Annotated in this window: 26 protein-coding genes; 14 read left to right on the top strand and 12 right to left on the bottom strand. The window is 56.8% G+C overall.

Translation table 11 applies throughout. The features are described from left to right. Window positions 1-4 precede the first annotated feature (4 nt). The 6 genes from ACA064_RS22100 (at window position 5) to ACA064_RS22075 (ending at window position 5,227) form a co-directional block, all read left to right on the top strand. On the top strand, window positions 5-406 hold the full coding sequence (locus tag ACA064_RS22100; protein WP_497670026.1) for a hypothetical protein: 402 nt from the start codon (window positions 5-7) through the stop codon (window positions 404-406). A 230-nt stretch (window positions 407-636) separates the two neighbouring features. Then, window positions 637-1,686, top strand: coding sequence for a hypothetical protein (locus ACA064_RS22095; protein ID WP_497670025.1), 1,050 nt, complete (start codon window positions 637-639; stop codon window positions 1,684-1,686). Window positions 1,687-1,691: 5 nt separating this feature from the next. Beyond that, window positions 1,692-2,534 (top strand): inositol monophosphatase family protein, encoded by an 843-nt coding sequence (locus ACA064_RS22090; protein ID WP_497670024.1) that lies wholly within the window; start codon window positions 1,692-1,694, stop codon window positions 2,532-2,534. Between the two features lie 18 nt (window positions 2,535-2,552). Beyond that, on the top strand, window positions 2,553-3,689 hold the full coding sequence (locus tag ACA064_RS22085) for a radical SAM protein (RefSeq protein WP_497670023.1): 1,137 nt from the start codon (window positions 2,553-2,555) through the stop codon (window positions 3,687-3,689). Continuing rightward, window positions 3,686-4,243, top strand: coding sequence for a dTMP kinase (locus ACA064_RS22080; protein WP_497670022.1), 558 nt, complete (start codon window positions 3,686-3,688; stop codon window positions 4,241-4,243). The genes ACA064_RS22085 and ACA064_RS22080 overlap by 4 nt, the downstream gene beginning before the upstream one ends. A 6-nt stretch (window positions 4,244-4,249) precedes the next feature. Further along, a complete protein-coding gene (locus ACA064_RS22075) occupies window positions 4,250-5,227 on the top strand; it encodes an IS5 family transposase (RefSeq protein WP_497669155.1) in 978 nt (325 codons plus the stop codon). A 454-nt stretch (window positions 5,228-5,681) separates the two neighbouring features. On the opposite strand, the gene ACA064_RS22070 is transcribed toward ACA064_RS22075, so the two are convergent. Together ACA064_RS22070 and mobA are read right to left on the bottom strand one after the other, a co-directional pair. Further along, window positions 5,682-5,903 carry a YgdI/YgdR family lipoprotein gene (locus ACA064_RS22070; RefSeq protein ID WP_497670021.1) on the bottom strand — a complete coding sequence of 74 codons (222 nt, stop codon included), beginning with the start codon at window positions 5,901-5,903 and terminating at the stop codon, window positions 5,682-5,684. Between the two features lie 76 nt (window positions 5,904-5,979). After that, entirely contained in the window at window positions 5,980-6,582 is a 603-nt protein-coding gene (mobA, locus tag ACA064_RS22065) for a molybdenum cofactor guanylyltransferase MobA (protein WP_497670020.1), read from the bottom strand. Between the two features lie 79 nt (window positions 6,583-6,661). Here mobA and moaB point away from each other — a divergent pair, with 79 nt between their 5' ends. Both moaB and ACA064_RS22055 read left to right on the top strand, forming a co-directional pair. Continuing rightward, a complete protein-coding gene (gene moaB / locus ACA064_RS22060; RefSeq protein WP_497670019.1) occupies window positions 6,662-7,201 on the top strand; it encodes a molybdenum cofactor biosynthesis protein B in 540 nt (179 codons plus the stop codon). A gap of 22 nt (window positions 7,202-7,223) precedes the next feature. Then, window positions 7,224-8,411, top strand: coding sequence for a molybdopterin molybdotransferase MoeA (locus tag ACA064_RS22055; protein ID WP_497674310.1), 1,188 nt, complete (start codon window positions 7,224-7,226; stop codon window positions 8,409-8,411). Between the two features lie 134 nt (window positions 8,412-8,545). Here the strand turns inward: ACA064_RS22055 and ACA064_RS22050 are convergent, their stop codons facing one another. After that, window positions 8,546-8,770: a hypothetical protein gene (locus tag ACA064_RS22050; RefSeq protein WP_497670018.1), complete on the bottom strand. Its 225-nt coding sequence runs from the start codon at window positions 8,768-8,770 to the stop codon at window positions 8,546-8,548. 270 nt (window positions 8,771-9,040) lie between these two features. Between ACA064_RS22050 and yegS the strand changes: the two genes are divergently transcribed. The 3 genes from yegS to ACA064_RS22035 all read left to right on the top strand — a co-directional run bounded on the left by yegS (window position 9,041) and on the right by ACA064_RS22035 (window position 12,073). Continuing rightward, the gene (gene yegS, locus ACA064_RS22045) at window positions 9,041-9,958 is read left to right on the top strand and encodes a lipid kinase YegS (protein ID WP_497670017.1); all 918 of its coding nucleotides are present in this window, start codon (window positions 9,041-9,043) and stop codon (window positions 9,956-9,958) included. A gap of 72 nt (window positions 9,959-10,030) precedes the next feature. Continuing rightward, window positions 10,031-10,966, top strand: coding sequence for a chemotaxis protein CheV (locus tag ACA064_RS22040; protein WP_497670016.1), 936 nt, complete (start codon window positions 10,031-10,033; stop codon window positions 10,964-10,966). A gap of 300 nt (window positions 10,967-11,266) precedes the next feature. Continuing rightward, a complete protein-coding gene (locus ACA064_RS22035) occupies window positions 11,267-12,073 on the top strand; it encodes an MOSC domain-containing protein (RefSeq protein WP_497670015.1) in 807 nt (268 codons plus the stop codon). Window positions 12,074-12,159: 86 nt separating this feature from the next. Here the strand turns inward: ACA064_RS22035 and ppnP are convergent, their stop codons facing one another. From ppnP to ACA064_RS21995, 8 genes are all read right to left on the bottom strand, one after another. After that, window positions 12,160-12,444, bottom strand: coding sequence for a pyrimidine/purine nucleoside phosphorylase (ppnP, locus tag ACA064_RS22030; RefSeq protein ID WP_085725017.1), 285 nt, complete (start codon window positions 12,442-12,444; stop codon window positions 12,160-12,162). Between the two features lie 241 nt (window positions 12,445-12,685). Continuing rightward, window positions 12,686-13,234: a 3'-5' exonuclease gene (locus ACA064_RS22025; RefSeq protein ID WP_497670014.1), complete on the bottom strand. Its 549-nt coding sequence runs from the start codon at window positions 13,232-13,234 to the stop codon at window positions 12,686-12,688. Window positions 13,235-13,286: 52 nt separating this feature from the next. Then, a complete protein-coding gene (locus tag ACA064_RS22020) occupies window positions 13,287-15,248 on the bottom strand; it encodes an acetyl/propionyl/methylcrotonyl-CoA carboxylase subunit alpha (RefSeq protein WP_497670013.1) in 1,962 nt (653 codons plus the stop codon). 140 nt (window positions 15,249-15,388) lie between these two features. Then, entirely contained in the window at window positions 15,389-16,186 is a 798-nt protein-coding gene (locus tag ACA064_RS22015; RefSeq protein ID WP_497670012.1) for an enoyl-CoA hydratase/isomerase family protein, read from the bottom strand. Continuing rightward, a complete protein-coding gene (gene atuD, locus ACA064_RS22010) occupies window positions 16,183-17,340 on the bottom strand; it encodes a citronellyl-CoA dehydrogenase (protein WP_497670011.1) in 1,158 nt (385 codons plus the stop codon). The genes ACA064_RS22015 and atuD overlap by 4 nt, the downstream gene beginning before the upstream one ends. 28 nt (window positions 17,341-17,368) lie before the next feature. Then, on the bottom strand, window positions 17,369-18,985 hold the full coding sequence (atuC, locus tag ACA064_RS22005; RefSeq protein WP_497670010.1) for a geranyl-CoA carboxylase subunit beta: 1,617 nt from the start codon (window positions 18,983-18,985) through the stop codon (window positions 17,369-17,371). Window positions 18,986-18,988: 3 nt separating this feature from the next. After that, a complete protein-coding gene (locus ACA064_RS22000; protein ID WP_497670009.1) occupies window positions 18,989-19,858 on the bottom strand; it encodes an SDR family oxidoreductase in 870 nt (289 codons plus the stop codon). A gap of 12 nt (window positions 19,859-19,870) precedes the next feature. Beyond that, window positions 19,871-21,661: an acyclic terpene utilization AtuA family protein gene (locus ACA064_RS21995; RefSeq protein ID WP_497670008.1), complete on the bottom strand. Its 1,791-nt coding sequence runs from the start codon at window positions 21,659-21,661 to the stop codon at window positions 19,871-19,873. A gap of 183 nt (window positions 21,662-21,844) precedes the next feature. Here ACA064_RS21995 and ACA064_RS21990 point away from each other — a divergent pair, with 183 nt between their 5' ends. From ACA064_RS21990 to ACA064_RS21980, 3 genes are all read left to right on the top strand, one after another. Beyond that, on the top strand, window positions 21,845-22,477 hold the full coding sequence (locus ACA064_RS21990; RefSeq protein ID WP_497670007.1) for a TetR/AcrR family transcriptional regulator: 633 nt from the start codon (window positions 21,845-21,847) through the stop codon (window positions 22,475-22,477). Window positions 22,478-22,572: 95 nt separating this feature from the next. Further along, window positions 22,573-23,367, top strand: a complete 795-nt coding sequence (locus tag ACA064_RS21985; protein WP_497670006.1) for a substrate-binding periplasmic protein — start codon at window positions 22,573-22,575, stop codon at window positions 23,365-23,367. 101 nt (window positions 23,368-23,468) lie between these two features. Then, on the top strand, window positions 23,469-24,482 hold the full coding sequence (locus tag ACA064_RS21980) for a GNAT family N-acetyltransferase (RefSeq protein ID WP_497670005.1): 1,014 nt from the start codon (window positions 23,469-23,471) through the stop codon (window positions 24,480-24,482). A 159-nt stretch (window positions 24,483-24,641) separates the two neighbouring features. Here the strand turns inward: ACA064_RS21980 and ACA064_RS21975 are convergent, their stop codons facing one another. After that, on the bottom strand, window positions 24,642-25,190 hold the full coding sequence (locus ACA064_RS21975) for an RNA polymerase factor sigma-70 (RefSeq protein WP_497670004.1): 549 nt from the start codon (window positions 25,188-25,190) through the stop codon (window positions 24,642-24,644). Window positions 25,191-25,414 lie beyond the last annotated feature (224 nt).

The following is a 25,414-nucleotide window of genomic DNA, read 5'->3' as shown; positions in this document are numbered from 1 at the left end:
TGAGATGGGTATTTCACCAGAGATGGAAGTCTTTTTCAGAGTTTCCTTAAAGGAAGATATATCCCTGATTTATACGTCTGATGAGTTGGTAAGGCGATTGATTGAAAACAATATTTTGATCTCGGTACCTTTTTTGGTCTTTGAATATGTTTATGTTGTAACGCGAATGACATTAAGAAGTGTGGGGGATTTCTGGGTTCCGACATTGCTTACAATCTCATTGCTTAATATGCTCGGCTTGGTTCTTTCTGTGGGGTTGCTTTCGTTTTATGATTATAGTGTTCGCTCTATATTTATAGCTCTTGTACTTTGTTCGTTTTTTTTGATGCTGCTTTTGCTTTTACGTTTAGGGCGTATTTTAAAAGTACATGAACAGCGCTCACTTAGTGCAAGCTTGTGTGGTTGACCCTACAAGAAATACTCTCTTATGTTTGCTGGCGAATCGGTTGCCCGAGAAAAATACAATTGTGATGAATTTGGTTCTATAGTTTTGGCGATTACCAGGATATGTCACATGGGCTTTACAATATGTCGGGTAATCTAGGGTCGAAGAAGGCTAAAAATGGTTTTAGCTTGAGTGAGTTTAGTGTTTTCTGTTGGTTTTGATATTGCGTACTATGTCGTGAGGATTGAACTATGGATTATGCTAATCCCCCTCTATGCCCGTTAAGTCAGCGAACGAGCTTTATAACTATCATTAGCGAACATCATGGTTGGCGAACGTTGAGCGGCATTCAAACAAGTGACTATTACGCCTACCGTAACGCCATACGCGATGGATGCCATCTTCAAAGAGCTTCTTTCGACCTTCGCCACCCAGAAGAAATGGTTTGTGATTTGAGCAACCTCGAACCCATTTACAATGGCATGTACGGTGACGATATTGTAAGAGTATGGGAGTACTTGAATTCAAGCACAAGAAGAATGAAGGGTGGAGGGGTGCGTAGAATTGAAGGAGATGGGCTATCACCAGAAATAGCTATTTCAGGCCCATCTAAATCGCACCTTATCAAGCTAAAAAATTCACTTGTGAGTGAGGCATTTGCGCATCTTCGCCGTGATGTACTTCCCGCAACCACGAAAGAAACTATTCGAGGCGTAACTAAGAGTCGGTTGCTTATCAATACAAGTGCCGAGACCATGGAATTTCATAATAGGTTCTGCGCTTTTTATAGTAAGTACATATCTTATGAGCATTGGGATAGCAGTTGCGCGCTCAATACGAGATATATTTACGAGGATCACGCGGTTTGGCGTCAAATCGAAAAAATATCAAAAAATAAGCTATTTTTGCTGTCGGCCGGTTTACCACTTGCACTTGGCTATTTAGCAGCAACTGGTGACCAGAATATTTTCTTTTCAGAGATTCATCGGCAAAACGATTCTAGCCTGCTAAATAGAGATATCGAATTTCAAGAAATTTTTCCTATACCCAACTCATCTAACGATCCATGGCTGATTATAGACAAGGCCTATACCGGGGGTAGCCTTAGGCAGGCGGCAAACGTGATTAGAAAAAGGTTTGGGTATGATATTGAGGTTAAAACAGTAGCATTGTTTCCAAAGTCATTCAGTGCGTTTATGAGCGCTGATTACGCAGTTTACGCTGGCAAGCTATTTGAAGTCAGGGCATACGCTCCGCGATTAGATAGGGATTTTTGGCATAAGCAATTGATTATGGGGTAAATAATATGAGGCCATTATTTGGGTGTGGGCAAATTGCCGAATTAGAAAAATGTCTTTACGAGGCTAGAAAAGAATTGCGTCGCTATTGGGCGGGCACTTTAGCTTGTTTGCCAGGCTCTATTGAAGGGAATAAAATCTGGGATGGCTCGCAAACTCAATATGATTTAGATTGTCAGAGAATAATATATGATAGTCTTTCTAATATCGGCCTGCAAATCACGATTTTTTCTGAAGAAGAAGCTTCAGCATTAACACTTGGTGCCGATGGGGATTTTTACCTGCTTGTGGATCCTCTAGATGGTACGCACAATGCAGTCTTAGGGTTTCCAGCTTATACATCTAGCGTGGCACTTTATCATGAGGGTGCGTACGTATTTGGCTGGGTTTATGATATTTCAAGAGATCTAGTGTATACCGCCGCATTAGGTGAGGGTGCGTACCTTCAGTCGCCAATTATTGTAAAGAAACTTCGGACTCGTAAAGTCGACTGTATAGAAGATATGCGTATCGCTTTTCATCGCCCCAAAATGGATAGAGAAAAGGCCAAAATAGAAAAGCTTATATGGGCGGCTAGTAAGGTTAGAGTCTATTCATGTTCATCATTGGAAATATGTCTTATTGCTGCTGGGGTTCTTGATGCTTTTATTGATATAGATGCACCAGGGCATGAGCGTAGTTGTGACATTGCTGCAGCAGAGTTGATTCTAAGAGAAGCAGGCGGCTCGCTATTTGATGGATCAGGGAACCCTAGATTTTCCCTGTCTCCATCAGCTGCTTCTCTCTCAGACCGTGGAACGTTGATTGCATTGTCCTCCAAGGAGCTGATACGGCTTGTAGTGTTGGATTAATTTATTTGGAGATAAAGTATGTTAATCGAAACTGTAGGTTTGAAACTTGAATTGCTATGCAAGGGGGTTAGCTTTACTAGCGATTTTCTAGAGTATTATAAAGTTCAAACTGATAATATCGAAAAAAGACGGGCTTACGGAACAGGCGACAGTATTGTCCTTAATTCGAGTGTTCGTACGCCACAAGAGATAATTCTTGATAGACAGATTATAGTAGCAGCAAATTACAATCCAAACTCAAATTGTTGCATAGATTTAGAGCAAGGAACTCCAGTGCTCAAATGTGGAAATAAAACTGTGAGGGTTACATTTCCTAGGCGGCCTAGATCTTATGGAAAGTATTTGAGCAATGGTGAGCTATTTGAACAGCATATAACCGTATACGGTAATTCTACCCTCGGCATTTTTTCTCCAGGACACTGCTATTATTTTAATGATGGCCGTGAATGTAAATTCTGCTCTTTGGGGGCGGCTAGAGAAAGTTTGTCTGATCATAAGATGCGAATAAAGGGCGATGCGGCTGGCGAAGCAGTAAGTATGGCTATTAAGGAAGAGGGGCGTCGATATGAAAGGGTCTTGTTGAACGGCGGTACGATCCCGAACTATGATAAAGGGTATTCAATACATATGGATCTACTTGAGCGGGTGAAAAATATAAATTCAAGTAGCAGTTTGGACTATCATTTGATTTCTATGCCGCCTAAGGATTTTCGTCTCTTTGATCGCTTCAAAGAAATTGGTAACAATATGTCAATGAGCTTGGAGGTGTTCAATCCGAAATTGTTTTCCGAAGTTTGCCCAGGGAAAGCCCAAGATTATACTCGCGAACGATTCTTTGCCGCTTTCGAGGCCGCAGTGGAAGTTTTAGGTCGTGGCAATGTATATGCAGGATTTGTCGCCGGCATGGAACCTCTTGAGTCAATTATTGAAGGTGTCGAGTATTTTGGGAGCATGGGGGTGGTGCCTGCCGTTGCAGTATTTCACCCAGATGCCGGTTCCCAATACTCTAGCAGGCAGCGACCCTCAATAGATTTCCTAATGACGCTTGGGAAAAAAATGTCGGAGATATATCGTAAAGAAGGGTTTCATCCATTAATTGAGGGAAGCGGTAGGAACTCTTTAGATACCGAAGCATACTTGGGAGGGTTTGTATGAGCAGCTTAACTGGACAACCTTTTTTAATCGTCTTTGAAGGCACTGACGGTGCCGGAAAATCTACAGTTGCGCGGGCAACATATGACAGGGTCTCCGAGACCCATACTGAATTGAAGTTTATAGATAAGAATCGCCCGCCAGTACCATCAGGTTATTCGGAATTTCATATGGCCCGTATGCGTGAGATTCTTTGGGATTATCCAGATGACGCACCTCTAGAACAATTAGGCGATAGACATTGGTTGAACCTTATAGCAGCCTGGTTTCAAGCCACAGATTACGCTGCTGTCAGGCCTCTGATGGAGTCTGGAATTAGCTGTATCGCTGATGGCTGGTACTATAAGTATTTAGCACGCTTTTTACTTAAAGATTCCAGTTTGGCTGGCGAAGCTATATCAATATTCTCAGCTATTAGAAAACCTGATGCCGTCATTTTCCTTGATGTCGATCCAGTTCTTGCAGCGGAGAGAAAAGGGTCTTTTCGTCTTAGGGAAACTCTGAAAAAGACTTCCATCTCTGGTGAAATACCCATCTCACACGAATCGAACGGTTGAGCCCCGATGAAACAGATGTCCTTCGCCGATGCCGAGTATGCCGGTAAACGTAAGCAGACCCGCCGCGAGCGCTTCCTGATCGAGATGGATCAAGTCGTGCCCTGGAAGGGTTTGATTGCCTTGATCGAACCGCATTATCCGAAGGGTGAAGGTGGTCGTCCGGCGTATCCGTTGCTGGCCATGTTGCGGGTTCATCTGATGCAGAACTGGTTCGGCTACAGCGATCCGGCGATGGAAGAATCGCTGTATGAAACGACGATCCTGCGCCAGTTTGCAGGGCTGCATCTGGATCGAATTCCTGACGAAACCACGATTCTCAACTTCCGCCGCTTGCTGGAGAAACATGAGCTGGCGGGTGGGATTTTGCAGGTTATCAACGGTTATCTGGGTGACCGTGGATTGATGTTGCGTCACGGAACGATCGTGGATGCGACGATCATTCATGCACCCAGCTCAACCAAGAATAAAGACAAGAAACGCGACCCCGAGATGCATCAGACCAAGAAAGGAAATCAGTACTATTTTGGAATGAAATCCCACATTGGCGTTGATGCGGATTCGGGCTTGGTTCATAGCGTTGTCGGTACTCCCGCCAACGTGGCGGACGTGACACAAGTGGATCAATTGCTTCACGGAGAAGAAGTTCACGTCTGTGGCGATGCCGGTTACACCGGGGTGCAGAAACGCCCAGAACATCAGGATCGCAAGATGATTTGGTCGATTTCTGCCCGGCCCAGTTCGTACAAAGAGCATGGCAAAGACACGGTGATCGGTAGCGTGCTACGCGGGATTGAGTATGCGAAAGCGCAAGTCAGAGCCAAGGTTGAGCATCCGTTTCGAGTGATCAAGCGCCAGTTTGGCTATACGAAAGTGCGCTTTCGTGGTCTGGCGAAAAACATCGCTCAGCAGACGACGTTGTTCGCCTTGTCGAACCTGTGGATGGTGCGAAAACGATTGTTGAATGCAGGAGAGGTGCGCCTGTAATGCGGGCTAATCGCCCTGAAACAGCGCGATTAGAGGAAAAATCATGAATTAAAGAGTGGAAAGGTCCGATTTTCGACCGAATCAGCGTTTTTTGAACCTCTCACAGAGAGGGCATCAAAAATCGGTGGGTACTTCAGACCTTCCTTAGCGAGAGCGGAGCATACGATGGTGGTGATGACGACCGTCTTAAAAGCTTTATTAAGTATCAGAAGCGGGTTCGATCTAGCTACGAACAGTGTGGTTTGGCAAGCTGGGTGAAGATTGATACTACCGATCTTAGTGAGGAAGCAGTACTCGATAGAGCCGTGAGCGCCGTACACAGCATACTCAACAGGACATAGAATAATCCTCGGCGCCGTCGGTGTGCTGCAGTTCGATGTGGTCGCCAGCCGCTTGAAATAGGGCGGCAGGGGCAACCCCGCCTCCTACTCGATTCTACCTGCAGCCGTTGGGCTTACAGATCTTTAACGGTACGCACCTGATCTTTGTTGACTCGTGTTTCTTTGCCGTCCAGTTGTTCGAACTCATAAAAGCCTGATTCTTCATCGAATTTAGGCGTGTCGACAGCCTGGATTTCGCGGCCGTCATTCAGGGTGATCACCGTAGGCGACGCACAACCGGCGAGGGTGGCGAGGCCCATTGCAAGCATCAGAGCAGCGAGGGTCCGTTGAGTCATTTTATTCTCCAAAAATAATACTTTTAACTACTAGACCTTGAGACGTATACAACACGAGCAAGTTCCGTGGCTAGTGTCATTCTGACACGCCGCTGTACTGACGCAGGAGTTCAGGGGTGTTCAGGTTGGCCAGTCGCTGATCATTTTCGGGACATTGCAGGGCCACGGCCCCCAGTCTGCGCATGAGTCTGCCGGGGCTGCGTTCACCGTCCTCCCAGGCGCTTTCGAACGCGCCAGCGAGCGCCGTGGGGATGACGCATAACAGCGGTTCCCAGTGCTCCCCGTGGCGCAGCATCAGCGGTTTTTCCGGATGTTGACTGGCGGTTTCGCGCATGGAATCGAGCAGGCCGGCATCGATTTGCGGCACATCGCAGGGCAGTACCAACAGAAAGGCGTGACGCGCCACCGCCAGCCCGGCGCGAATGCCGGCCAGCGGGCCCGGGAAATCATCGATGTCGTCCTGGACCAGTTGGTCGGCAAATGGCGCGTATTTCTCCTGGTTGCGGTTGCAGGAGATGATCAGATCGTCACTCAAGCCACGGGTCTTGCGCTGCAGATGCGCAATCAACGGCTGACCCTGCCATTCCAGCAGGCCTTTGTCCTGGCCGCCCATGCGTTGGCCGCGCCCACCCGCCAGGAGCAGAATAGAGCATGGCGGCAGCTGATTGTTCGAGTTCATGGCGCGTCTCCACAGAGGCAGCGAAATGGGGCGCTGTGATATAACACCGGGCTGTTTCTCCTACAACTGGATCGAGCCTATGAAAGCCAAGGCTGATGTACCTTTCGCACCGTTGAACATCGCGGTGTTGACTGTCAGCGATACCCGCACCCTGGAAACCGATACCTCCGGCCAGCTGTTCGTCGACCGCCTGAGCGCCGCCGGGCATAACCTGACGGCGCGGGTCCTGCTTAAAGATGATCTCTACAAAATCCGTGCGCAAGTCGCGACCTGGATCGCCGAGGACCAGGTACAGGTGGTGCTGATTACCGGCGGCACCGGGTTTACCGGGCGCGACAGCACCCCGGAAGCCGTCAGCTGCCTGCTCGATAAACAGGTCGATGGTTTCGGTGAGTTGTTCCGGCAGATTTCGGTCGCGGACATCGGCACCTCGACTGTGCAGTCCCGGGCCTTGGCCGGATTGGCCAACGGCACCCTGGTGTGCTGCCTGCCCGGTTCGACCAATGCGGTTCGCACCGGGTGGGATGGGATCCTCGCCGAGCAACTGGATTCGCGGCATCGGCCCTGCAACTTTGTCCCTCATCTAAAGCAGGCTGCAGCCTGTGAATCCCGTGGGTAAGCCGGGCAAAACCGGCGCATTGATGCCGGTCGAAGACGCGTTGGCCCGCTTGCTGGCGATGGCGCAAGCTTCGCCGATTCGCGAGTGCGAGCAGCTGCCATTGGCGCAGGTCCAAGGCCGGGTTCTGGCTGAGGATTTGATTTCGACCCTGGATCTTCCGCCCTGGCCCAACAGCGCGATGGACGGCTATGCCTTGCGTCTTGCCGATTGGAACGGTGACGCGCTCGCGGTCAGCCAGCGAATATTCGCAGGTCTTGCCCCCGAACCTTTGGCGCCTGGCACCTGCGCGAGGATCTTCACCGGCGCTCCGGTGCCCGAAGGCGCCGACTGTGTCGAAATGCAGGAAAATGCCGAAGTACTGGCCGATGGGCGGGTGCGCTTCACCGAGAAGTTGCACGCGGGACAGAATATTCGTCCACAAGGCCAGGAAACCACCGTCGGTGAAGTGGTGTTGTCGGCGGGTACTCGCTTGGGGCCCATCGAGCAAGGTCTGGCCGCTTCCTTGGGCTGCGCGCAACTGACGGTGATCCGTCGGGTGCGGGTGGCGGTGCTGTCCACTGGGGACGAATTGATCGAACCGGGACAACCGCTCGGGCCGGGGCAGATCTACAACAGCAATCGAGTGGTGCTGTGCAGCTGGTTACAGCGTCTGGGCTGTGAGGTCATCGATGCCGGGATCTTGCCCGATGATTTGCCGACTACCCGAAACCGACTCGCTGAGCTGGGAGACGTTGACCTGATCCTTTCTACTGGCGGCGTCTCGGTGGGAGAAGCGGATTTTCTTGGCATCGCGTTGCGTGAGGAGGGTGAACTGGCGCTGTGGAAACTGGCGATAAAACCAGGCAAACCGCTGACGTTCGGGCATTTTCGAGGAGTGCCGGTCATTGGCTTGCCGGGCAATCCGGCGTCGACACTGGTGACCTTTGCCTTGTTGGCCCGGCCTTATCTGCTGCGCCGCCAAGGCGTGGAGAAGGTCGAGCCGTTGCGCTTTCAAGTGCCTGCAGGGTTTGCCTGGCCCAAGCCTGGCAGCCGTCGAGAGTACCTGCGAGGACGACTGGAGCAAGGGCGAGCAATCATCTATAGAAACCAGAGTTCCGGGGTGCTGCGCAGTGCGGCCTGGGCCGAAGGGCTGGTCGAAGTGCTGGAAGATCGCACGCTGGTCGAGGGCGATTGGGTGAACTTCATTCCGTTGAGTGAAGTGCTGGGGTAGGTTCTGGTATTGCTCGGTCTGGCTTTCGTAGCAGCTGCCGAGCCTGCGAGGCTGCGTTCGACCCGGGCCGCGTTCGGACGAAGCGGTCGTTTAATCAGGCAGCGGGTTCTTTCAAGTAAATCGCGTACGGGACTTCAATGAATCAGCACCTGCAGCAGCTGCCCAAAGCGGCTGTGGGAAATCCAGGTCAGCAGAGCAATCAACACCAGTATTGCTCCTGCCGACCAAGCAAGTCTGGTCTTGATGGATTTGCCGTTATGGGGCGCTTTATCGAGTTCCATGCCGCGGTGTTCCATCTGGGTCAGTGAGGGGTCGGCATGCAACTGCTTCGAGCCCTTGAAGAACTTTTTATGGTTCATGTCAATTCACTTCCTTGTGTAAGGCGTCGCAGGCCTGATAAACGCTACACCGGAACGTTCTACCATTAACTCTTTCTGGTCAATTGGTCTGATTCCCACCGGCTTGTAGGTAATTTCTCTGTAAGGCCTGCGCGCTTGCCTCAAATAGCGCTGCCCCAACGTCGGCGATTGCTTGCCGTGTTCGAAATAAAATCGATCTGTCAGGGCTTTTTTTCGACTGCAGCAGGTCAACATCCTTCAAGACCCATCCAATCAGTGGAGTGATGAACGATGAGTGAGCGCAAGGCGCTATTGATTTTGCATGGCAAGCAGGCACTCAACGAGCAGGTTCGCGAAGCCGTAGAAGCCAAGCGGGCTGAAGGCTGGCAGCTGGCCGTGCGGCTGACGTGGGAGGCGGGCGATGCGAAACGTCTGGTCGATGAGGCGCTCGCCGCGGGCTACACGCAACTGATTGCCGGTGGCGGCGATGGCACCTTGCGCGACATCGCCGAGGCAATGGCCTTGAACGCCAGCGATGCCAGTCTGGTGCTGTTGCCCTTGGGTACTGCCAACGATTTTGCTCGGGCTGCCGGCGTTTCGCTGGACCCGCATGAGGCTTTGCGAATGCTCGATGCACCTGCCCATGCAATCGATCTGGGTGAGGTCGGTGGGCAGCTATTTCTGAATATGGCAACGGGCGGCTTTGGCAGCCAGGTCACGGCCAACACTTCCGAAGACTTGAAGAAGCTTCTCGGTGGGGCGGCCTATCTGTTCACCGGGCTATCGCGCTTTAGTGAATTGCATGCCGCGTACGGTGAGTTGCACGGACCGGATTTCAATTGGCAAGGGGATCTCCTGGCGCTGGGCATCGGCAATGGTCGGCAGGCCGGCGGCGGTCAACTGTTGTGTCCGGACGCACTGGTCAATGACGGTTTGCTCGATATCAGTATTCTGCCGGCACCGCAGGAGCTGGTAGGGACCCTGAGGGACCTGTTGTCCGGCGGCCTGGGTATCGACAACATGTTTGTCCGGGCGCGTTTGCCTTGGGTTGAAATCAAGGTCTCGGAAGGCCTGGACATCAACCTGGATGGCGAGCCGATGCAGAGCGACAACCTGCGTTTTTCGGTGCGCCAGGCGGCATTGCGGGTCCATCTTGCGCCGGACTCGCCATTGCTTGGGCAGGGAGGTTCAGCTCAACCCCAGGGTTAAGGGTCAAGGTCCAACGCTATCGGCCGATAACTCTCTTTAGTGAATTCATCAGAACAAGCCCAGGAGTCATTAATGGCCGGCATTCTCGACACGGTAGATCAACGCACGCAGCTGGTGGGTGAGAATCGCCTGGAAATTCTCATGTTCCGTCTGGCCGGACGCCAGCTTTTTGCGATCAACGTCTTCAAGGTGCAGGAAGTGTTGCAGTTGCCCAAGTTGACGCTGATGCCGCAGCGCCATCCGTTTGTCTGTGGCGTGGTCAATCTGCGCGGCCAGACGCTGCCGGTGATCGACCTGTCCCAGGCGATCGGCATGCGGCCGCTGGTGCCGGGCCCCAACAGCACGATCATCGTGACCGAATACAACCGTTCGGTGCAGGCGTTCCTGGTGGGAGGAGTCGATCGCATCGTCAACATGAACTGGGAGGCGATCCTGCCACCGCCGACCAGTGCCGGTCGCCAGCACTACCTGACGGCCATCAGCAAGGTTGACGATCAGTTGGTCGAGATCATCGACGTGGAAAAAGTCCTGGCCGAGATCGTCCCGTACAACGCCAAGGTTTCCCGGGAAAAACTCGAAGATCCACTGCTGGAGCGCGCCCGTGGTCGTGAAGTGCTGCTGGTCGATGACTCCAACGTGGCCTTGTCGCAGTTGCGCGACACCCTGGGTCAGCTGGGGGTGAAGATGCACATCGCCCGCGATGGCCTGAAGGCACTGAATATGCTCAAGGCCTGGGCCGACACCGGCGTGGTCATGACCGACAAGCTGCTGATGGTCTTCACCGATGCGGAAATGCCAGAGATGGACGGCTACCGTCTGACCACCGAGATCCGCAACGATCCACGCCTGCGCGGTTTGTATGTGGTCCTGCACACTTCGTTGTCCGGCAGCTTCAACGATTCGATGGTGAAGAAGGTCGGTTGCGACAACTTTCTCTCCAAATTCCAGCCGGACAAACTGGTCGATGTGGTCCGTCAGCGCTTGATGCTGGACGAAGTGCCTGCCTGATGAGCCATAGGTATCTACACATTTTTTAAGAGCTACCGAATGTTGTGGCGAGGGGGCTTGCCTCCGCTGGGTCGCGAAGCGGCCCTAAAAACGACAATCGCGGTTTTCCAGGTAGAACGCATCCGCCGGTTTTACGACTGCTGCGCAGCCGAGCGGGGGCAAGCCCCCTCGCCACAGGTAGAGTGTTCGGCCAACGAGATGTGTAGAGACTAATGCTGATGAGCAGACTTCACCTCGGCCTTTGATTCGGCGATCAAGCTCGTATAGGGTGGCGTTTTTGGCCCAACAGGGAGCTGGCTCATGCTGCGTCTCAGCGCGCTTTATCGTTACCCACTCAAGTCCGGCAAGGGCGAACCCCTGCAACAGGTCAGCCTGGACAAACTGGGGCTGGACGGGGATCGTCGCTGGATGTTGGTGGATGAGGCCAGCGGGCGTTTCCTGACCCAGCGCGCGGTACCGCAGATGAGTCAGTTCTCGGCCCTGTGGAATGCGGCTGGCGGACTATCCCTCAGTGCCCCCGGCTTCTCGCCCATCGAGGTCCCGTTGCCCACCGCCGACGCGCAACTGCGCGGCGTGACCATCTGGCGCGATACCCTGCGGGTTCCCGATGCCGGTGATGAAGCGGGCGCCTGGGTCAGCGAGTTCATCGGCAAACCCACGCGGCTGGTGCAGATGCCGGTCGAACGTGCGCGCACCACTCAGGCAGGCTATGGCAGAGACGATGATCAGGTCGCATTTGCCGACGGCTTTCCGTTGCTGCTGATCGGTCAGGCGTCGCTGGATGACTTGTCGGATCGCGTCGGCCGTCCGCTGGAGATGTTGCGGTTTCGGCCCAATCTGGTGATCGAAGGCGGTGACGCCTATGCCGAGGACGGCTGGAAGCGCATCCGCATCGGCGATATCGAATTCCGTGTGGTCAAGCCGTGCTCACGCTGCATCCTCACCACCATCGATCCGCAGACCAGCGAACGCAACGCCGATCGCGAGCCTCTGGCCACGCTGCAGAAGTACCGCTCGCAAGAGGACGGTGCGATGTTCGGCCAAAACCTGGTCAACGACGGCAATGGTTGGCTTGAAGTCGGGATGCCGGTGACGATTCTCGAATGAGACCCGGTCTGGCCTGAATAAAAAATGCCCGTATCGCTTGATACGGGCATTTTTGTATTCGCTGCAAAAAAACGGGCTTGGGGTTATCAGCCGCGGTATTCGCACAGATAAGCGGTGTCGACCGCGACCTTCAACTGGAACTTGCTGTTGGCCGGTACGTTGAACTGGCTGCCGGCGGCGAAGGTTTCCCAGTCGCTGCTGTCCGGCAGTTTGACGGTTAGTGCGCCAGACACTACGTGCATGATTTCCCGCTGGCTGGTGCCGAATTCGTATTCGCCCGGGGCCATGACGCCGATGGTGGCCGGACCTTCGGTGGTGCCGAAGGCAATCGACTTGACGGTGCCGTCGAAGTACTCGTTGACTTTAAACATGGGCGATTCCTCGAAAAGGGCTAAAAAGGCTGGCCAGTATGCACAAGCCTAAATAGCCCGTCACCCTCTGTAGAGGCCGGTAGCAGCTGCCGAGCCTTGCGAGGCTGCGTTCGGCTGCGAAGCGGTCGTCAAATCAGGCAACGAGTTCTTTCAGGCAAACCGCGTACCCAGGATTTGCGAGGACTTCGTCCTCGAACGCAGCCTCGCAGGCTCGGCAGCTGCTACGGATATAGCCCGTATTTCAGCTTTGGAGCGGAAGACTCAGCGGTAACAGGCGTGCGGTATTGCGCGCATCCTCCAGCGCCCGGTGCTGTTGGCCGTTGAACTGCATCCCGGCCAGTTGCAGCGCGCCATTGAGCCCCAGCGGCCGTTCCAGCCGGCGGGCCTTGGCAAAGCGCTGCTTGAGGTTGATGTGGGGCACCTGACTCAGGGCACTGGTCAACTGCAGGCGCTGCCAATCCTGTTCCAGTTGCCGGCGATCGTATTCCCCCCAGCTGACCCAACCAACCAACTGCGATTGATGCTGGCCAAGCCAGCGTTCGAACTGTGGCCAGACCTCGGTCAAGGGCTGCGCGGTGTCGATATTGGCTTGAGTGATGTGCGTCAGCTCACGACAGAATGGCGTCAGCAGCGGCCGACGCAACGGCCGCACGAACCGGTGAAAGCTGTCCAGCTCCCGGCCGTCGCGGGTCACCAGGGTGGCGCCGATTTCGGTGATTTCCATCTCGGTGATCGGCCAGCCGCCGTCGTCGGTTGTAGCTTCGAGATCAATTACCAGCCAATGAGGCATTGCAGGCTTCCTGATATCCGCGTTCTGATGAGGCTTGAGCGTAGCTAGATGCTTATTCGACCTCCAGTAAAATTTGTCGGTTTTGGACCTGATCGCCCTGACTGACGCGGATACGCTTGATCACCCCGGCGATACCGGCCTTGAGCGGATGCTCCATTTTCATCGCTTCGAGCACCAGCAATAACTGGCCTTTGCTGACCTGGCTACCTTCGCTGACCAGCACCTCGACGATAGCGCCGTCCATCGGCGCTTTCAGGGTGCCGGAACTGACACTGAGCTGGCTGCTGACCAACGCCTGGGTCTGATCCCACAGCTGCAGGCTGCCGGGACGGGTGAACAGCGACAATTGCCCGGCGTCGAGCCGGTAGGCGTAGCGCCGCCGGATGCCATTGACCTCGAGGCTGACCCAGCGGCCGTCGACATCAAGCACCTTCAGTTCAAGCGTTTGCTCGGCGACCTTTATGTGCAACTGTCCACCCGGTTGAACGTTCAGTTCCAGTAACCATTGCCCTCCCTCCAGGCCGATCCGGTAGTGCAGCGGCACACTGGCGTTGTTGCGCCAACCCGCCAGCCCGGCGCCATGGAGGCTGGCCGAACGCTGATAGAACAGCGCGACGGCAATCGCCAGTTCTTCGGTGCTCGGTGTGTGGGGGTGCAGGCAGGGCGCGTCGCTAAAATACCGAGGGATGAATGCCGTGCTGAACTCACCGGCGATAAACTGCGGGTGTTCAAGCAAAGTGGCCAGCAAGCGCTGATTGCTCTGCAGACCCAGCAAGACGCTGTCCTGCACCGCGCGCAGCAACTTGCGCCGCGCTTCTTCACGGGTGGCGCCATGGGCGATGATTTTGCCCAGCAACGGGTCATAGAACGGACTCACAGTCTGGCCTTCGAGCAGGCCATGGTCGATGCGCACACCGTCTTGCATTGCCGGTTCCCAGCGCAGGATCTGACCGGTCTGCGGCAGAAAGTCCGCGGTCGGGTCCTCGGCGTACAAGCGCACTTCTATGGCATGGCCCTTGAGTTCGACCTGCTCCTGACGCAAGGGCAGCGGCCGCCCGGCGGCGACCTGCAGTTGCCAGGCGACCAGGTCCAGGCCGGTAATCAGTTCGGTCACTGGATGCTCGACCTGCAAGCGGGTGTTCATTTCCAGAAAGTAGAACTGCCCGCGCTGATCCAGCAAAAATTCCACGGTGCCGGCGCCAACATAATTCACTGCGCGGCCAGCCTTGAGTGCCGCGTCCCCCATGGCCTGGCGCAACTCGGCGGTCATCACCGGGCAAGGCGCCTCCTCGATGACTTTCTGGTGGCGGCGCTGGATCGAGCAGTCGCGCTCGCCGAGGTAGATCAGGTTGCCGTGCTGGTCGCCGAACAGCTGGAATTCCACGTGTCGCGGTTCGATCAGCGCTTGTTCGAGGATCAGTTCGTCACTGCCAAACGCGTGCAGGGCTTCGGAGCGGGCGGTGCGGATTTGCTCCAGCAGGTCGCTGGCTTGTTGCACCAGGCGCAGGCCGCGTCCGCCACCTCCGGCGCTGGCCTTGATCATCAACGGATAACCGATGCGCTCGGCTTCGCGGCTCAGGGTGGCATCGTCCTGCTCAACGCCTTGATAGCCGCCGATGCAGGGTACGCACGCGGCGAGCATGGCGACTTTGGACAGGCGTTTGCTGCCCATCAGCTCGATGGCTTCGGGGCTGGGACCGATAAAGGTAATCCCCGCGTTGCTGCAGGCCGTGGCGAACGCGGCGTTTTCCGAGAGAAAACCATAACCGGGGTGGATCGCATCAGCGCCGCTGCGCTGCGCCGCGTCGATGATCGCGGCGATGTTCAAGTAGGACTGCTGCACGGGCGCCGGGCCGATGTTCACGGCTTCGTCGGCCAGCTGCACGTGGCGGGCGTCGGCATCGGCGTCACTGAACACCGCGACCGTGCGGTAACCCAGGGCCTGGGCGGTGCGCTGGATTCGACAGGCGATTTCACCGCGGTTGGCGATCAGGATTTTGCTGAAGGCGGGCATGGGGTGATTCCTTAATGTTTGCGGTTTCACCGTCGGCCCCAAAAGATCGCAGCCTGCGGCAGCTCCTACAGTTTTTGCGTACACCTGATAATTCAAGGGTGTAAGGGGTTGGCGTAGGAGCTGCCGCAGGCTGCGATCTTTTAGGGGGCCCAACTCGGTGGTCTTTTTTGCACGAAAGCGGTGGTCCCTTCGACACCTTCCGGTCCGGTCACCGCAAAGCTGAACCAGTCGGCGGCCTGATCGAGCAATGCCCCTTGAGGCTGTTCGACACTGGCCAGCAGCAGAGCTTTGGTTGCGGCATTGGCACCCGGGGCGCAGCACAGAACATGGGCGAGCACTTCGTCGAGGCGTTCGGCCAGGGCTTGCGGATCCTGCTCGACAAAATGCACCAGCCCCAAACGCTCGGCCTCGTTGCCGTCGAACCGCGCGGCGGTCAGCGCCAATCGGCGGGCCTGGGTCAGGCCGATGCGCTTGACCACGAACGGCGCGATCTGCGCCGGTAGCAAACCAAGGCTGGTTTCCGGCATGCCGAATTGCGCTTGATGATCGGCCAGCGCGATATCGCTGACACAGGCCAGGCCAAAACCACCACCCAGCACCGCGCCTTGCAGCACGGTGATCACCACCTGCGGCGCTTGTTCGGTTTCTTCCAGCAGGGCGCCGAAGGCGCGGTTCAACTGGCGATAGGCTTCCGGCCCCTGGGCACGAGCGTTGGCCATATCTTTCAGATCACCGCCGGCCGAGAAGTGCCCGCCGGCACCGCCGATGACCAAGGCGCGGATCTGCCGGTCGTCACGCACCGCGGCCAACACCGCTCGTAACTCCGCGACCATCTGCAAACTCATGGCGTTGCGGCTTTCAGGTCGATTCAAGGTGATATGCAACACGCCGCTGTGGGGTTCCAGCAGCAGCGTTTCGCAGGCGGGTAGCGGGCTCATGGTTTTTTCCCGGGCAGGATGCCCATCAGTTTGCAGATGATGCCCAGCATGATTTCGTCGGCACCGCCGCCAATCGAGACCAGCCGCACATCGCGATAGGCCCGGGCTACCGGGTTATCCCACATGAAGCCCATGCCGCCCCAATATTGCAGACAGCTGTCGCTGACTTCCCGACCCAGGCGCCCGGCCTTGAGCTTGGCCATGGAGGCCAGACGCGTCACATCCTGGCCCTTGATGTATTGCTCGGTGGCCTGATAGACCAGCGCGCGCAGGCATTCGATTTCGGTTTGCAGCTCGGCCAGGCGGAAATGGACCACCTGGTTGTCGATCAGCGCGTTGCCGAACGTCTTGCGCTCCTTGCAGTACTCGATGGTGCTGTCGACGCAATACTCCAGGCCTTTGATCATGTTTGCCGCGCCGAACAGTCGCTCTTCCTGGAACTGCAGCATCTGCATCATGAACCCTGCGCCTTCATGGCCTATGCGGTAACGCTGGGGCACGCGCACGTTGTCGAAAAACACCTGGGCGGTTTCCGAGCTGCGCATGCCGAGCTTGTCCAGGTGCGAGCCGAGGCTGATGCCGGGGCTGTTCATCGGCACCATGATCAGCGATTTGTTGACGTGGGGTTTGTCGTCCGAGGTATTGGCCAGCAGGCAGATGAAATCGGCGCTTGGCGAGTTGGTGATCCACATCTTGCTGCCGTTGATCACATAGTCGTCGCCGTCCTTGCGGGCGCTGGTTTTCAGCCCGGCGACGTCGGAACCGGCACCGACTTCGGAGACGCCGATGCAGCCGACCTGTTCGCCGCTGATGGCCGGGCGCAGAAACTCTTCGCGCAACTCATCGGAGCCGAAGCGCGCCAACGCCGGGGTGCACATGTCGGTCTGCACGCCGATGGACATCGGAATGCCGCCGCAATGAATGGTGCCAAACTCTTCGGCAGCAACGATCGAATAGCTGTAATCCAGACCCATGCCGCCGAATTTCTCCGGCTTGGAAATCCCCAGCAGGCCGAGTTCGCCGGCCTTGCGGAAAATCTCATGGATCGGAAAGCGCCCGGCCTTTTCCCATTCATCGACATGAGGGTTGATCTCGCGATCGACAAAGTTACGCACCGTGCGACGCAGTTCTTCGTGTTCCTGGGTGAAGATCATTTTTATTGTTCTCCTTTGGGCCGGGTGGTCAAAAGCGTGCGATACCAAAGCTATTGGGTTGTAGCTGACGAACCTGGGCCTCGTGGCAAATATCCAGCAGATAGCCCAAGAGGATCCGCGTATCCCGTGGATCGATCAGGCCGTCGTCCCACAGGTTGGCGCTGCCGTACAGCGCGGTGGATTGGCTGTCGAGCTTTTGCGCGGCGACCTGTTCGAGCATGTCGAGCATCTTCGGGTCGGCGATCAAACCATCCTTGGCCTGCTTGGCTTCGGTGACGATGCGCAACACCTTGCCGGCCTGGGCACCACCCATCACTGCGGTGCGACTATTGGGCCAGGCGAAGATGAAGCGTGGGTCGAGACCGCGGCCGCACATCGCGTAATTCCCGGCGCCGTAGGAGCCACCGACGACCAGAGTCAGTTTCGGTATGCGAGCATTGGCCACCGCCTGGATCATCTTCGCGCCGTGCTTGATCACGCCTTGTTGTTCCGACTCGGTACCGACCATGAACCCTGTGGTGTTGTGAAAAAACAGTAATGGCGTCTGGCTCTGGTCGCAGAGCTGAATGAACTGCGCCGCTTTGCTTGCGCCCTTGGGGGTGATCGGACCGTTATTGCCGATAAAACCGCAAGGCCGGCCCTGGATCTGCAAGTGGCCGCAGATGGTCTGCTGATCGTACTCGCCCTTGAATTCCAGAAAGCTCGAACCATCCGCGACCCGAGCGATAATTTCCCGAACGTCATAGGGTTTTTTCGGATCATCAGGGATCAGACCCAGCAGCTCGTCGATCGGGTAGAGCGGCTCGGCACAGGTTCTGGGCGGCGGCCCTGGTAACTGCGCGTTCCACCCCAGCAGGCTGACAATCTCACGCACGATACGCAGGCCGTCGGCATCGTTCTCGGCCAGATATTCGGCGGTACCGGCGGTTTGCGCGTGCATTTCGGCACCGCCCAGGGCTTCGTCGCTGGCCACTTCGCCTGTGGCGGCCTTGAGCAGCGGGGGGCCGGCGAGAAACAGCCTGGCCTTGCCGCGTACCACCACCACATAGTCCGACAGCCCCGGTTGATAGGCCCCGCCAGCCGTCGCCGAGCCGTGGACCACGGTGATCTGCGGCAGGCCCATGGCGGACATCCGTGCCTGATTGGCAAAGCTGCGGGCGCCCTCGACGAAAATCTCCGCGGCGTAATTAAGGTTGGCGCCGCCGCTTTCCGCCAGCGTCACCACCGGTAGTTTGTTTTCCATGGCGATCTGCTGCAGGCGCAGGGATTTTTTCAGGCCGCTGGGGGAGATGGTTCCACCCTTGATTGCGCTGTTGTTGGCGACCACCAGCACGCGCACCCCGGACACGTAACCAATCCCGGCAATCAATCCGCCACCGGCCTGAGTGCCGTCCTTATCGTCGTGCAGCTTGTAGCCGGCGAGGCTGGCCAGTTCGAGAAACGGCGCGCCGGGATCGAGCAGCAGGTTCAGGCGTTCGCGGGGCAACAGCTGCCCGCGTTTGTCGAATTTCGCTTTGGCCTCGGCTGTCTTGGCCAGCAGGTTCTGCTCCAGCTGGCGAACCTGCGCGACCGCGGCCAACATCGCCTCGCGGTTCTGCGCGAACTGCGCACTGTGCGGGTCTAGCTGAGACTGAATCACCGGCATGGGTTATTCCTTATCCTTGAGCACGTCCGGCAGATAAGCACGGTGAAAACCATTGAAGGATTCACTGTTGTGCGCCTGGTGGATCGGCCACGCGCGACCGCCGAGGCTGGCCGCGCCGTCGATGCGCAAGGTACTGCCGCTGATGAAGGCCGCCGCCGGGCTGAGCAGGAACACAATTGCCGCGCTGACCTCCGACTCGGTGCCGATGCGCTTGAGCGGCACATGTTCGCGCAAGGTTGGAATCACCGCCTTGAACGCACCTTCATAGGTGTCCATGCCGCTGGACGCGATCCAGCCCGGTGCCACAGCGTTGACCCGGACCCCGGCGTAACCCCATTCGAAGGCGGCGGTCTTGGTGAAGTTATCCATGCCTGAACGCGCCGCGCCGGAGTGACCCATGCCGGGCATGCCGCCCCACATGTCGGCGAGCATGTTGACGATGGCGCCACCGTGTTTGCTCATGGATTGGTTGAAGACTTCCCTGGCCATCAGGAAGCCGCCCACCAGGTTGGTTCGCAGCACGGTTTCGAAGCCTTTCTGATTGATCGACGCCAGGGGTGACGGGTACTGACCGCCGGCATTGTTGACCAGTCCGTGAATCGAACCGTGTTTGTCGATGAGTTGGCCGATCAGCGCCGTGACCGCGTCTTCGTCGCGGATATCGCAGGTCTGGTAACTGGCTTTACCACCGTCTTCGAGAATTTCCGCCATGACGGTTTTCAGCTTGTCGGCCTTGCGCCCGATTAATATGACATGGGCGCCGAGGGCTGCCAGTTCGTGGGCGGTACAACGGCCGATGCCGCTGCCGCCGCCCGTCACAATGATGGTCTGGCCGGCGAACAGATCGGCTTTGAAAATGGAGTTATAGGCCACGACGACAGTCCTCTAGTTGACAAGGTCGGCGATGCTTTGCGGCACCGGAATCTGGATTTCCAGCAGTTGTTGGGCGAAGGCCTTGCCCTGTGGATCGATGCGCAGGCTGGCGACACCGCCGCCACCCAGGGCGTTTTCCAGGAGAAAGTTCAGGCTGTGGGTGCCCGGCAAATACCAGCGCTCGACCCGCCCATGAACCGGGTCGAGGACATGACTCATCCAGTCGACGATCACCGCCGGGGTCAAGGCTTCGGCAATCCACGGCAGGTAGTGCGGCTCACGGGCCATAACCCCGATATTGCTGTGATTGCCCTTGTCGCCGGAGCGTGCGACCGCCAGCTTGACCAGCGCCACACTGGCGTCGGCCCGGCCCTCGGCCCTGGGCGGTTCGAACGGGACGGGCAGGGCGGCGCTATCCAGCTGATCGAGTTCGGGCAAGGTGCAGGCATGCCGTTGTCCGGCCAGGTCGATTTCCAGATGGCAGGCGGATTTTTCGATCAGGAACGAAAATAGCCGGATCAGTGGGTACACCGTCGGCCGGCCACCGACTATCCCGGTCAGCCCCGGCGCCATGCCGGTCGCGGCCTGGGCGATTTCCCGGGAGAACAGCACTAGCGCTTGTTTCTCCGGATGACGCACCGCCAGTTTGATCACCACTTCGCGGCTGTCCTGGCGTCGGCCATGGGGACCGTAGGTGGCCTCGCTGCCAAGCAGTTCGATATTCACTTCGCTGTACGGTGCCCATCCGCGCAGGCTGAACATTTGCGCGGTCTTGTCGATGATCGCCTGGCTGACCCGCTGCGCCTTGGCAACGGCATCGATCCCGGCAATCAGGCAACTGGCGGTGCAGCGAAAGCCATCCGGGTAAGTAGCGCTGACTTTGTATTGGTCGGTGGGCGGCAGGCCTTTTGCGCCGTGCACCCGGACAGCGTTCTTGCCTTGTTGCTGGAGTTTGACCTGAGTGAAATCGCAGACCACGTCGGGCAGCAGATAGGCGCGCGGGTCGCCGATTTCATAGAGCAATTGTTCGCCCACCGTCAGCGCTGTGATCAGTCCGCCGGAACCTTCGGGTTTGCTCAGGATGAATTGGCTGTCGGCGCTGACTTCGACGATCGGGAAACCGATGTGCTCGTAGTCCGGCACCTCGCGCCAGTCGGTAAAGTTGCCGCCGGTGCAGTGGGCGCCACATTCGATGAGATGTCCGGCCAGCGCGGCCTGGGCCAGTTTGTCGTAGTCCTGCCAGGACCAGCCGAATTCATGCACGAGTGCGGCGCTGACCACGGCGCTGTCGACCACTCGGCCAGTGATGACGATATCCGCCCCCAGACGCAACGCCTCGACAATACCCGGAGCGCCAAGATAGGCGTTGGTCGAGACGCACAGTGGCGGCAGCGCTGCACCGCTGAACATTTCATGAATATCGCGGCCGCTCAGCTGCTGAAACTGGGGTTGCAGGTCATCGCCAAGCAGCACGGCGATCTTCAGCGCGATCCCCGCTTGATCGCAGGCCACCTGCAGGGCCGCGGCGCAGGCCTGGGGATTGACCCCGCCGGCATTGCTGATGACGCGAATGTTCTGTCGGGAAATTTCCGGGAGCAACGGGCTGAGGACTTCGACGAAATCGCTGGCGTAACCGGCCCGGGGATCTTTCATGCGTGCCCCGGCCAGCAGCGACATGGTGATTTCAGCCAGATAGTCGAACACCAGATAATCCAGGCGGCCACCTTCTACCAGCTGCCCTGCGGCGGTAGAGGTGTCGCCCCAGAACGCGCTGGCGCAACCGATGCGCACGCTCTTGCTCATGACGCAGGCCCTCTGGTGTAGAATTGAATCAAGACTACCAAGCAAGCGCTTGGTTTGTAAATGCTGAAAATATCTTCAGCCCGAGCGCTTGCTTGGTGATCCTCTCCAGCTAAAATGCCCGCGCAACCTCCCGGTTTACCGGGTGGCCGCACACTTGATTGAAGCGCATTCAGGAGATAACGCTTGGACGAGCAAAAAGCCCTGCTGGTAATGCGCGACCTGGTCGACAACGGGCAACTGACCGACCCGGACAGTGCCCGCGGCAAATTGCTGCAAATGGCCGCTCACCTGTTTCGCAACAAGGGCTACGAGCGCACCACGGTGCGTGACCTGGCTGGCGCCGTGGGCATTCAGTCCGGCAGCATTTTTCATCACTTCAAAAGCAAGGATGAAATCCTCCGTGCGGTGATGGAGGAAACCATCCTCTACAACACCGCACTGATGCGTGCAGCCCTGGCCGAGGCGAGCAGCGTGCGCGAGCGCGTGCTGGCACTGATCCGCTGTGAGCTGCAATCGATCATGGGCGGCAGCGGCGAAGCCATGGCGGTGCTGGTGTATGAGTGGCGCTCGTTGTCCGAGGAAGGCCAGGCCAGAGTGCTGGCGCTGCGCGATATCTACGAACAGATCTGGCTGCAGGTGTTGGCAGAGGCCAAGGACGCCGGTTACATCAGAGGCGATGTGTTTATCACCCGACGCTTCTTGACCGGGGCCTTATCCTGGACCACCACCTGGTTCCGCGCTGGCGGGAGCATGAGTCTCGATCAACTGGCAGATGAAGCGCTGATTCTGGTACTTGCAGATCCGCAGCGGCTGTAATACCGCCGATTATTTACTCGGCACCACGTTGTTTAAGTGGGCGAAAACGCCTAGTTTGATTGGCTTGACGGTATTTCCTGGGATGGGCCCTTTTGATGTCTTTGCCAATGCGCACGGCTTCGCGGATGTTGTGGGTTGCGCTCGGCGCGCTATGGATTCTGCCGACTTCGGCGGCTCAGCTGGTAAGGATTGGAGCAGCGCATTTCCCGCCCTATACCGTGCGCCCGGAAACCGGTGCCGACACGGGGCTCCTGCCGCAGTTGGTCGAGGTCTTGAATCAGTCGCAAAGCGAGTACCAATTCATGCTGGTGCCTACCTCGATTCCCCGGCGTTTCGGCGACTTCAAACAAGGCCGGGTGGATATGGCGATCTTCGAAAACCCCGATTGGGGCTGGAAAGAGATCCCCCATACCAGCGTCGACATGGGCCTGGAAGATGCCGAAATTTTTGTCGCGCAACGCAAACCCGATCACCAGCAGAGCTATTTCACCGACTTGAAAGGCAAGCGCCTGGCGCTGTTCAGCGGTTATCACTATGCCTTTGCCAAGTTCAATGCCGATCCCAAGTACCTCGCTGATAACTACAAGGCCACGCTGACCTATTCCCATGACAGCAATCTGCTCATGGTGCTGCGGGGCAGGGCGGATATTGCGCTGGTGACGCGTTCATATTTGAGCGACTACCTGCTGCGCAATGACAAGGTGGCGGATCAGTTGCTGGTCTCCGAGCGTGTCGATCAGGTGTATCACCATTACGCGTTGATCCGTCCGGCCGCACCGATTACCGGTGAGGCATTCGGCAAGCTGCTCAAGCGTCTGCGGGAAAACGGCGAGATGCTGAAGATTTTCGATCCCTACAAAATCGCCGTCATGCCGGTGGCGAAAAATTGAAATGATGCCCGCAAGCCGCTGATTGTATTGCCACCCCTAAATTTTCTTTCCCGGCTCACGTCACATCGTTGAACTGTCGACGATTACCGTGAGCCCGACCCATGTCCAATCTGAATGACCTGACTTCCCTGCTCCTGCCCTTGGGCCATGGCCTCAGTGCCGATCAAAGCGACAGCCGGCTGAGCCTGATGCTTGAAGGGCAGCTGCTGATCCAGCTGAATCTGGAGCGCAATCCCGATCTGCAGCTACGAGTCCAGGAACGCTATAGCCGTCCTCTCGGACAGGCGCTATGGGCAGCCTGTTATTGGCTGTTTGCCCGTGACCCCGAATGCCAGCGCCTGACCTGGCACCTTGATGAGCGGCCCGATGAGGCATTGCGCAGTGGTCTGCTGATTACGACGCCAAACACTGGCCAGTATCTGTGCGAGCGCGCCTTGTTCTGGCAACTGCCGCAACCCTGGTTGGGTGAGTCAGCCTCAGGCAGTTACCCGCAACAGATGATGATCAGTGCCGGCAAGCGCCATCCACTTCGTGCGCTGAAACCCCGAGGTGAGGTCTATCGACGTTTCGATGCGCGCCTGGGCGCCTGGGTTTCTCTGCGTACCGTGGAAATCGACAAGGATCTGGCTCGCTTCAATCGCTGGCAGAACAGCCCGCGGGTGATGAACTTCTGGCAGGAAGGCGGCAGCCTCGAGCAACACCACGAGTACCTGAGCAAGCTTGAAGCCGATCCGCACACCTTGACCCTGATTGGCTGTTTCGACGACGAGCCGTTCGCCTACTTTGAAGCCTATTGGGCCAAGGAGGATCGTATCGCGCCGTTCTATGACGCCGGGGATTATGACCGGGGCATCCATATGCTGGTCGGCGAGGAAAATCATCGCGGCCCGCACAAGGTCGCGAGCTGGTTATCGGCGCTGGTGCACTACCTGTTTCTCGACGATCCGCGCACCCAGCGGGTGGTGGCCGAGCCGCGTGCCGACAATGCACGGATGATCAGCCATATGCAGAATCAGTGTTTCCATTGCGACAAAGAGTTCGATTTCCCGCACAAGCGCGCGGCATTGATGATCCTGGGGCGGGAGCGTTTTTTTGATCGGTGTGCGTTGGCTTGAGGCGCAATCCGGTCGGGGTTACGTACACCCGATCAATCACGGTTACACACGGTCGGCGTAGGAGCTGGCGAAGCCTGCGATCTTTTGGCGGTTTCGGGAATGTCGAAGAGCAAGATAAAAAGATCGCAGCCTGCGGCAGCTCCTACGAGTTATGTCATCTCAACGTCGGGCAAAGGTATCGCCGCGATTGCCCGAGACCTTGCGGCAATGCACCAGGGCATCGCGAATCATGAAGTTCACCAGGGTCGGCGAGACGCCCAGTTCCTTGGCGATGTCCTTTTGCGGCACGCCGTGCAGGCGGTACATCTCGAAGGCATAGCGGGTGCGGCTGGGGAGTTCGGTCAGCGCGTCGGCAATGTTTTCCAGGGTGGAAAAATTGATGTGCGAAGTTTCCGGTGATGCGCCATGAATGACCACATTCAAGCCTTCCTCTTCGGTACCCGAATACTTCTGCTCCAGGGCCTGCTTGCGGTAGTGGTCGATCGCCAGGTTGCGCACGATCTGAAACAGATAGCTGAGCTGGGCCTTGAATGACGACGTGATCTGCGGTGCCGATTGCAGGCGGAAAAAAGCGTCCTGAACAACGTCCTCGGCACGGGATCGGCAGCCGGTGATACGTGCCGCGATTTTTACCAGGATCAGGCGGTTGTCGACGAATGCCTGGAGTAGCGGTGAATCGCACCTGCTTGTGGCCAATTGTTCCGTCATGGAAATCACCTTGCTGCGAAGTAGTTAGCGGGACGGCCACGGGGTGGAGCCGTCCTACACATCGAGCGACAAATTATTCTGAATGATAATGATTGTCAATTGAGAAAGAGAATTAATGCGCCTCGATTGTGCGGAGTGAGAACTGCTCCACGTTGGCAGACCGTGGCCAGTGGCACTGTCGCAGCCAGCGGACTAATTATTTCAAAGTGTCATCCGTTCTCATT

The organism is Pseudomonas sp. LBUM1658 (assembly GCF_059716055.1).
This window is presented reverse-complemented; position numbering and strand designations above follow the sequence as displayed.

Excerpts from the sequence above, each read along its gene's own strand:
- ACA064_RS22100 (WP_497670026.1), top strand. The coding sequence starts at position 5 with ATGGGTATTTCACCAGAGATGGAAGTCTTTTTCAGAGTTTCCTTAAAG.
- ACA064_RS22095 (WP_497670025.1), top strand. The coding sequence starts at position 637 with ATGGATTATGCTAATCCCCCTCTATGCCCGTTAAGTCAGCGAACGAGC.
- ACA064_RS22090 (WP_497670024.1), top strand. The coding sequence starts at position 1,692 with ATGAGGCCATTATTTGGGTGTGGGCAAATTGCCGAATTAGAAAAATGT.
- ACA064_RS22085 (WP_497670023.1), top strand. The coding sequence starts at position 2,553 with ATGTTAATCGAAACTGTAGGTTTGAAACTTGAATTGCTATGCAAGGGG.
- ACA064_RS22080 (WP_497670022.1), top strand. The coding sequence starts at position 3,686 with ATGAGCAGCTTAACTGGACAACCTTTTTTAATCGTCTTTGAAGGCACT.
- ACA064_RS22075 (WP_497669155.1), top strand. The coding sequence starts at position 4,250 with ATGAAACAGATGTCCTTCGCCGATGCCGAGTATGCCGGTAAACGTAAG.
- ACA064_RS22070 (WP_497670021.1), bottom strand. The coding sequence starts at position 5,903 with ATGACTCAACGGACCCTCGCTGCTCTGATGCTTGCAATGGGCCTCGCC.
- mobA (WP_497670020.1), bottom strand. The coding sequence starts at position 6,582 with ATGAACTCGAACAATCAGCTGCCGCCATGCTCTATTCTGCTCCTGGCG.
- moaB (WP_497670019.1), top strand. The coding sequence starts at position 6,662 with ATGAAAGCCAAGGCTGATGTACCTTTCGCACCGTTGAACATCGCGGTG.
- ACA064_RS22055 (WP_497674310.1), top strand. The coding sequence starts at position 7,224 with ATGCCGGTCGAAGACGCGTTGGCCCGCTTGCTGGCGATGGCGCAAGCT.
- ACA064_RS22050 (WP_497670018.1), bottom strand. The coding sequence starts at position 8,770 with ATGAACCATAAAAAGTTCTTCAAGGGCTCGAAGCAGTTGCATGCCGAC.
- yegS (WP_497670017.1), top strand. The coding sequence starts at position 9,041 with ATGAGTGAGCGCAAGGCGCTATTGATTTTGCATGGCAAGCAGGCACTC.
- ACA064_RS22040 (WP_497670016.1), top strand. The coding sequence starts at position 10,031 with ATGGCCGGCATTCTCGACACGGTAGATCAACGCACGCAGCTGGTGGGT.
- ACA064_RS22035 (WP_497670015.1), top strand. The coding sequence starts at position 11,267 with ATGCTGCGTCTCAGCGCGCTTTATCGTTACCCACTCAAGTCCGGCAAG.
- ppnP (WP_085725017.1), bottom strand. The coding sequence starts at position 12,444 with ATGTTTAAAGTCAACGAGTACTTCGACGGCACCGTCAAGTCGATTGCC.
- ACA064_RS22025 (WP_497670014.1), bottom strand. The coding sequence starts at position 13,234 with ATGCCTCATTGGCTGGTAATTGATCTCGAAGCTACAACCGACGACGGC.
- ACA064_RS22020 (WP_497670013.1), bottom strand. The coding sequence starts at position 15,248 with ATGCCCGCCTTCAGCAAAATCCTGATCGCCAACCGCGGTGAAATCGCC.
- ACA064_RS22015 (WP_497670012.1), bottom strand. The coding sequence starts at position 16,186 with ATGAGCCCGCTACCCGCCTGCGAAACGCTGCTGCTGGAACCCCACAGC.
- atuD (WP_497670011.1), bottom strand. The coding sequence starts at position 17,340 with ATGATCTTCACCCAGGAACACGAAGAACTGCGTCGCACGGTGCGTAAC.
- atuC (WP_497670010.1), bottom strand. The coding sequence starts at position 18,985 with ATGCCGGTGATTCAGTCTCAGCTAGACCCGCACAGTGCGCAGTTCGCG.
- ACA064_RS21995 (WP_497670008.1), bottom strand. The coding sequence starts at position 21,661 with ATGAGCAAGAGCGTGCGCATCGGTTGCGCCAGCGCGTTCTGGGGCGAC.
- ACA064_RS21985 (WP_497670006.1), top strand. The coding sequence starts at position 22,573 with ATGTCTTTGCCAATGCGCACGGCTTCGCGGATGTTGTGGGTTGCGCTC.
- ACA064_RS21980 (WP_497670005.1), top strand. The coding sequence starts at position 23,469 with ATGTCCAATCTGAATGACCTGACTTCCCTGCTCCTGCCCTTGGGCCAT.
- ACA064_RS21975 (WP_497670004.1), bottom strand. The coding sequence starts at position 25,190 with ATGACGGAACAATTGGCCACAAGCAGGTGCGATTCACCGCTACTCCAG.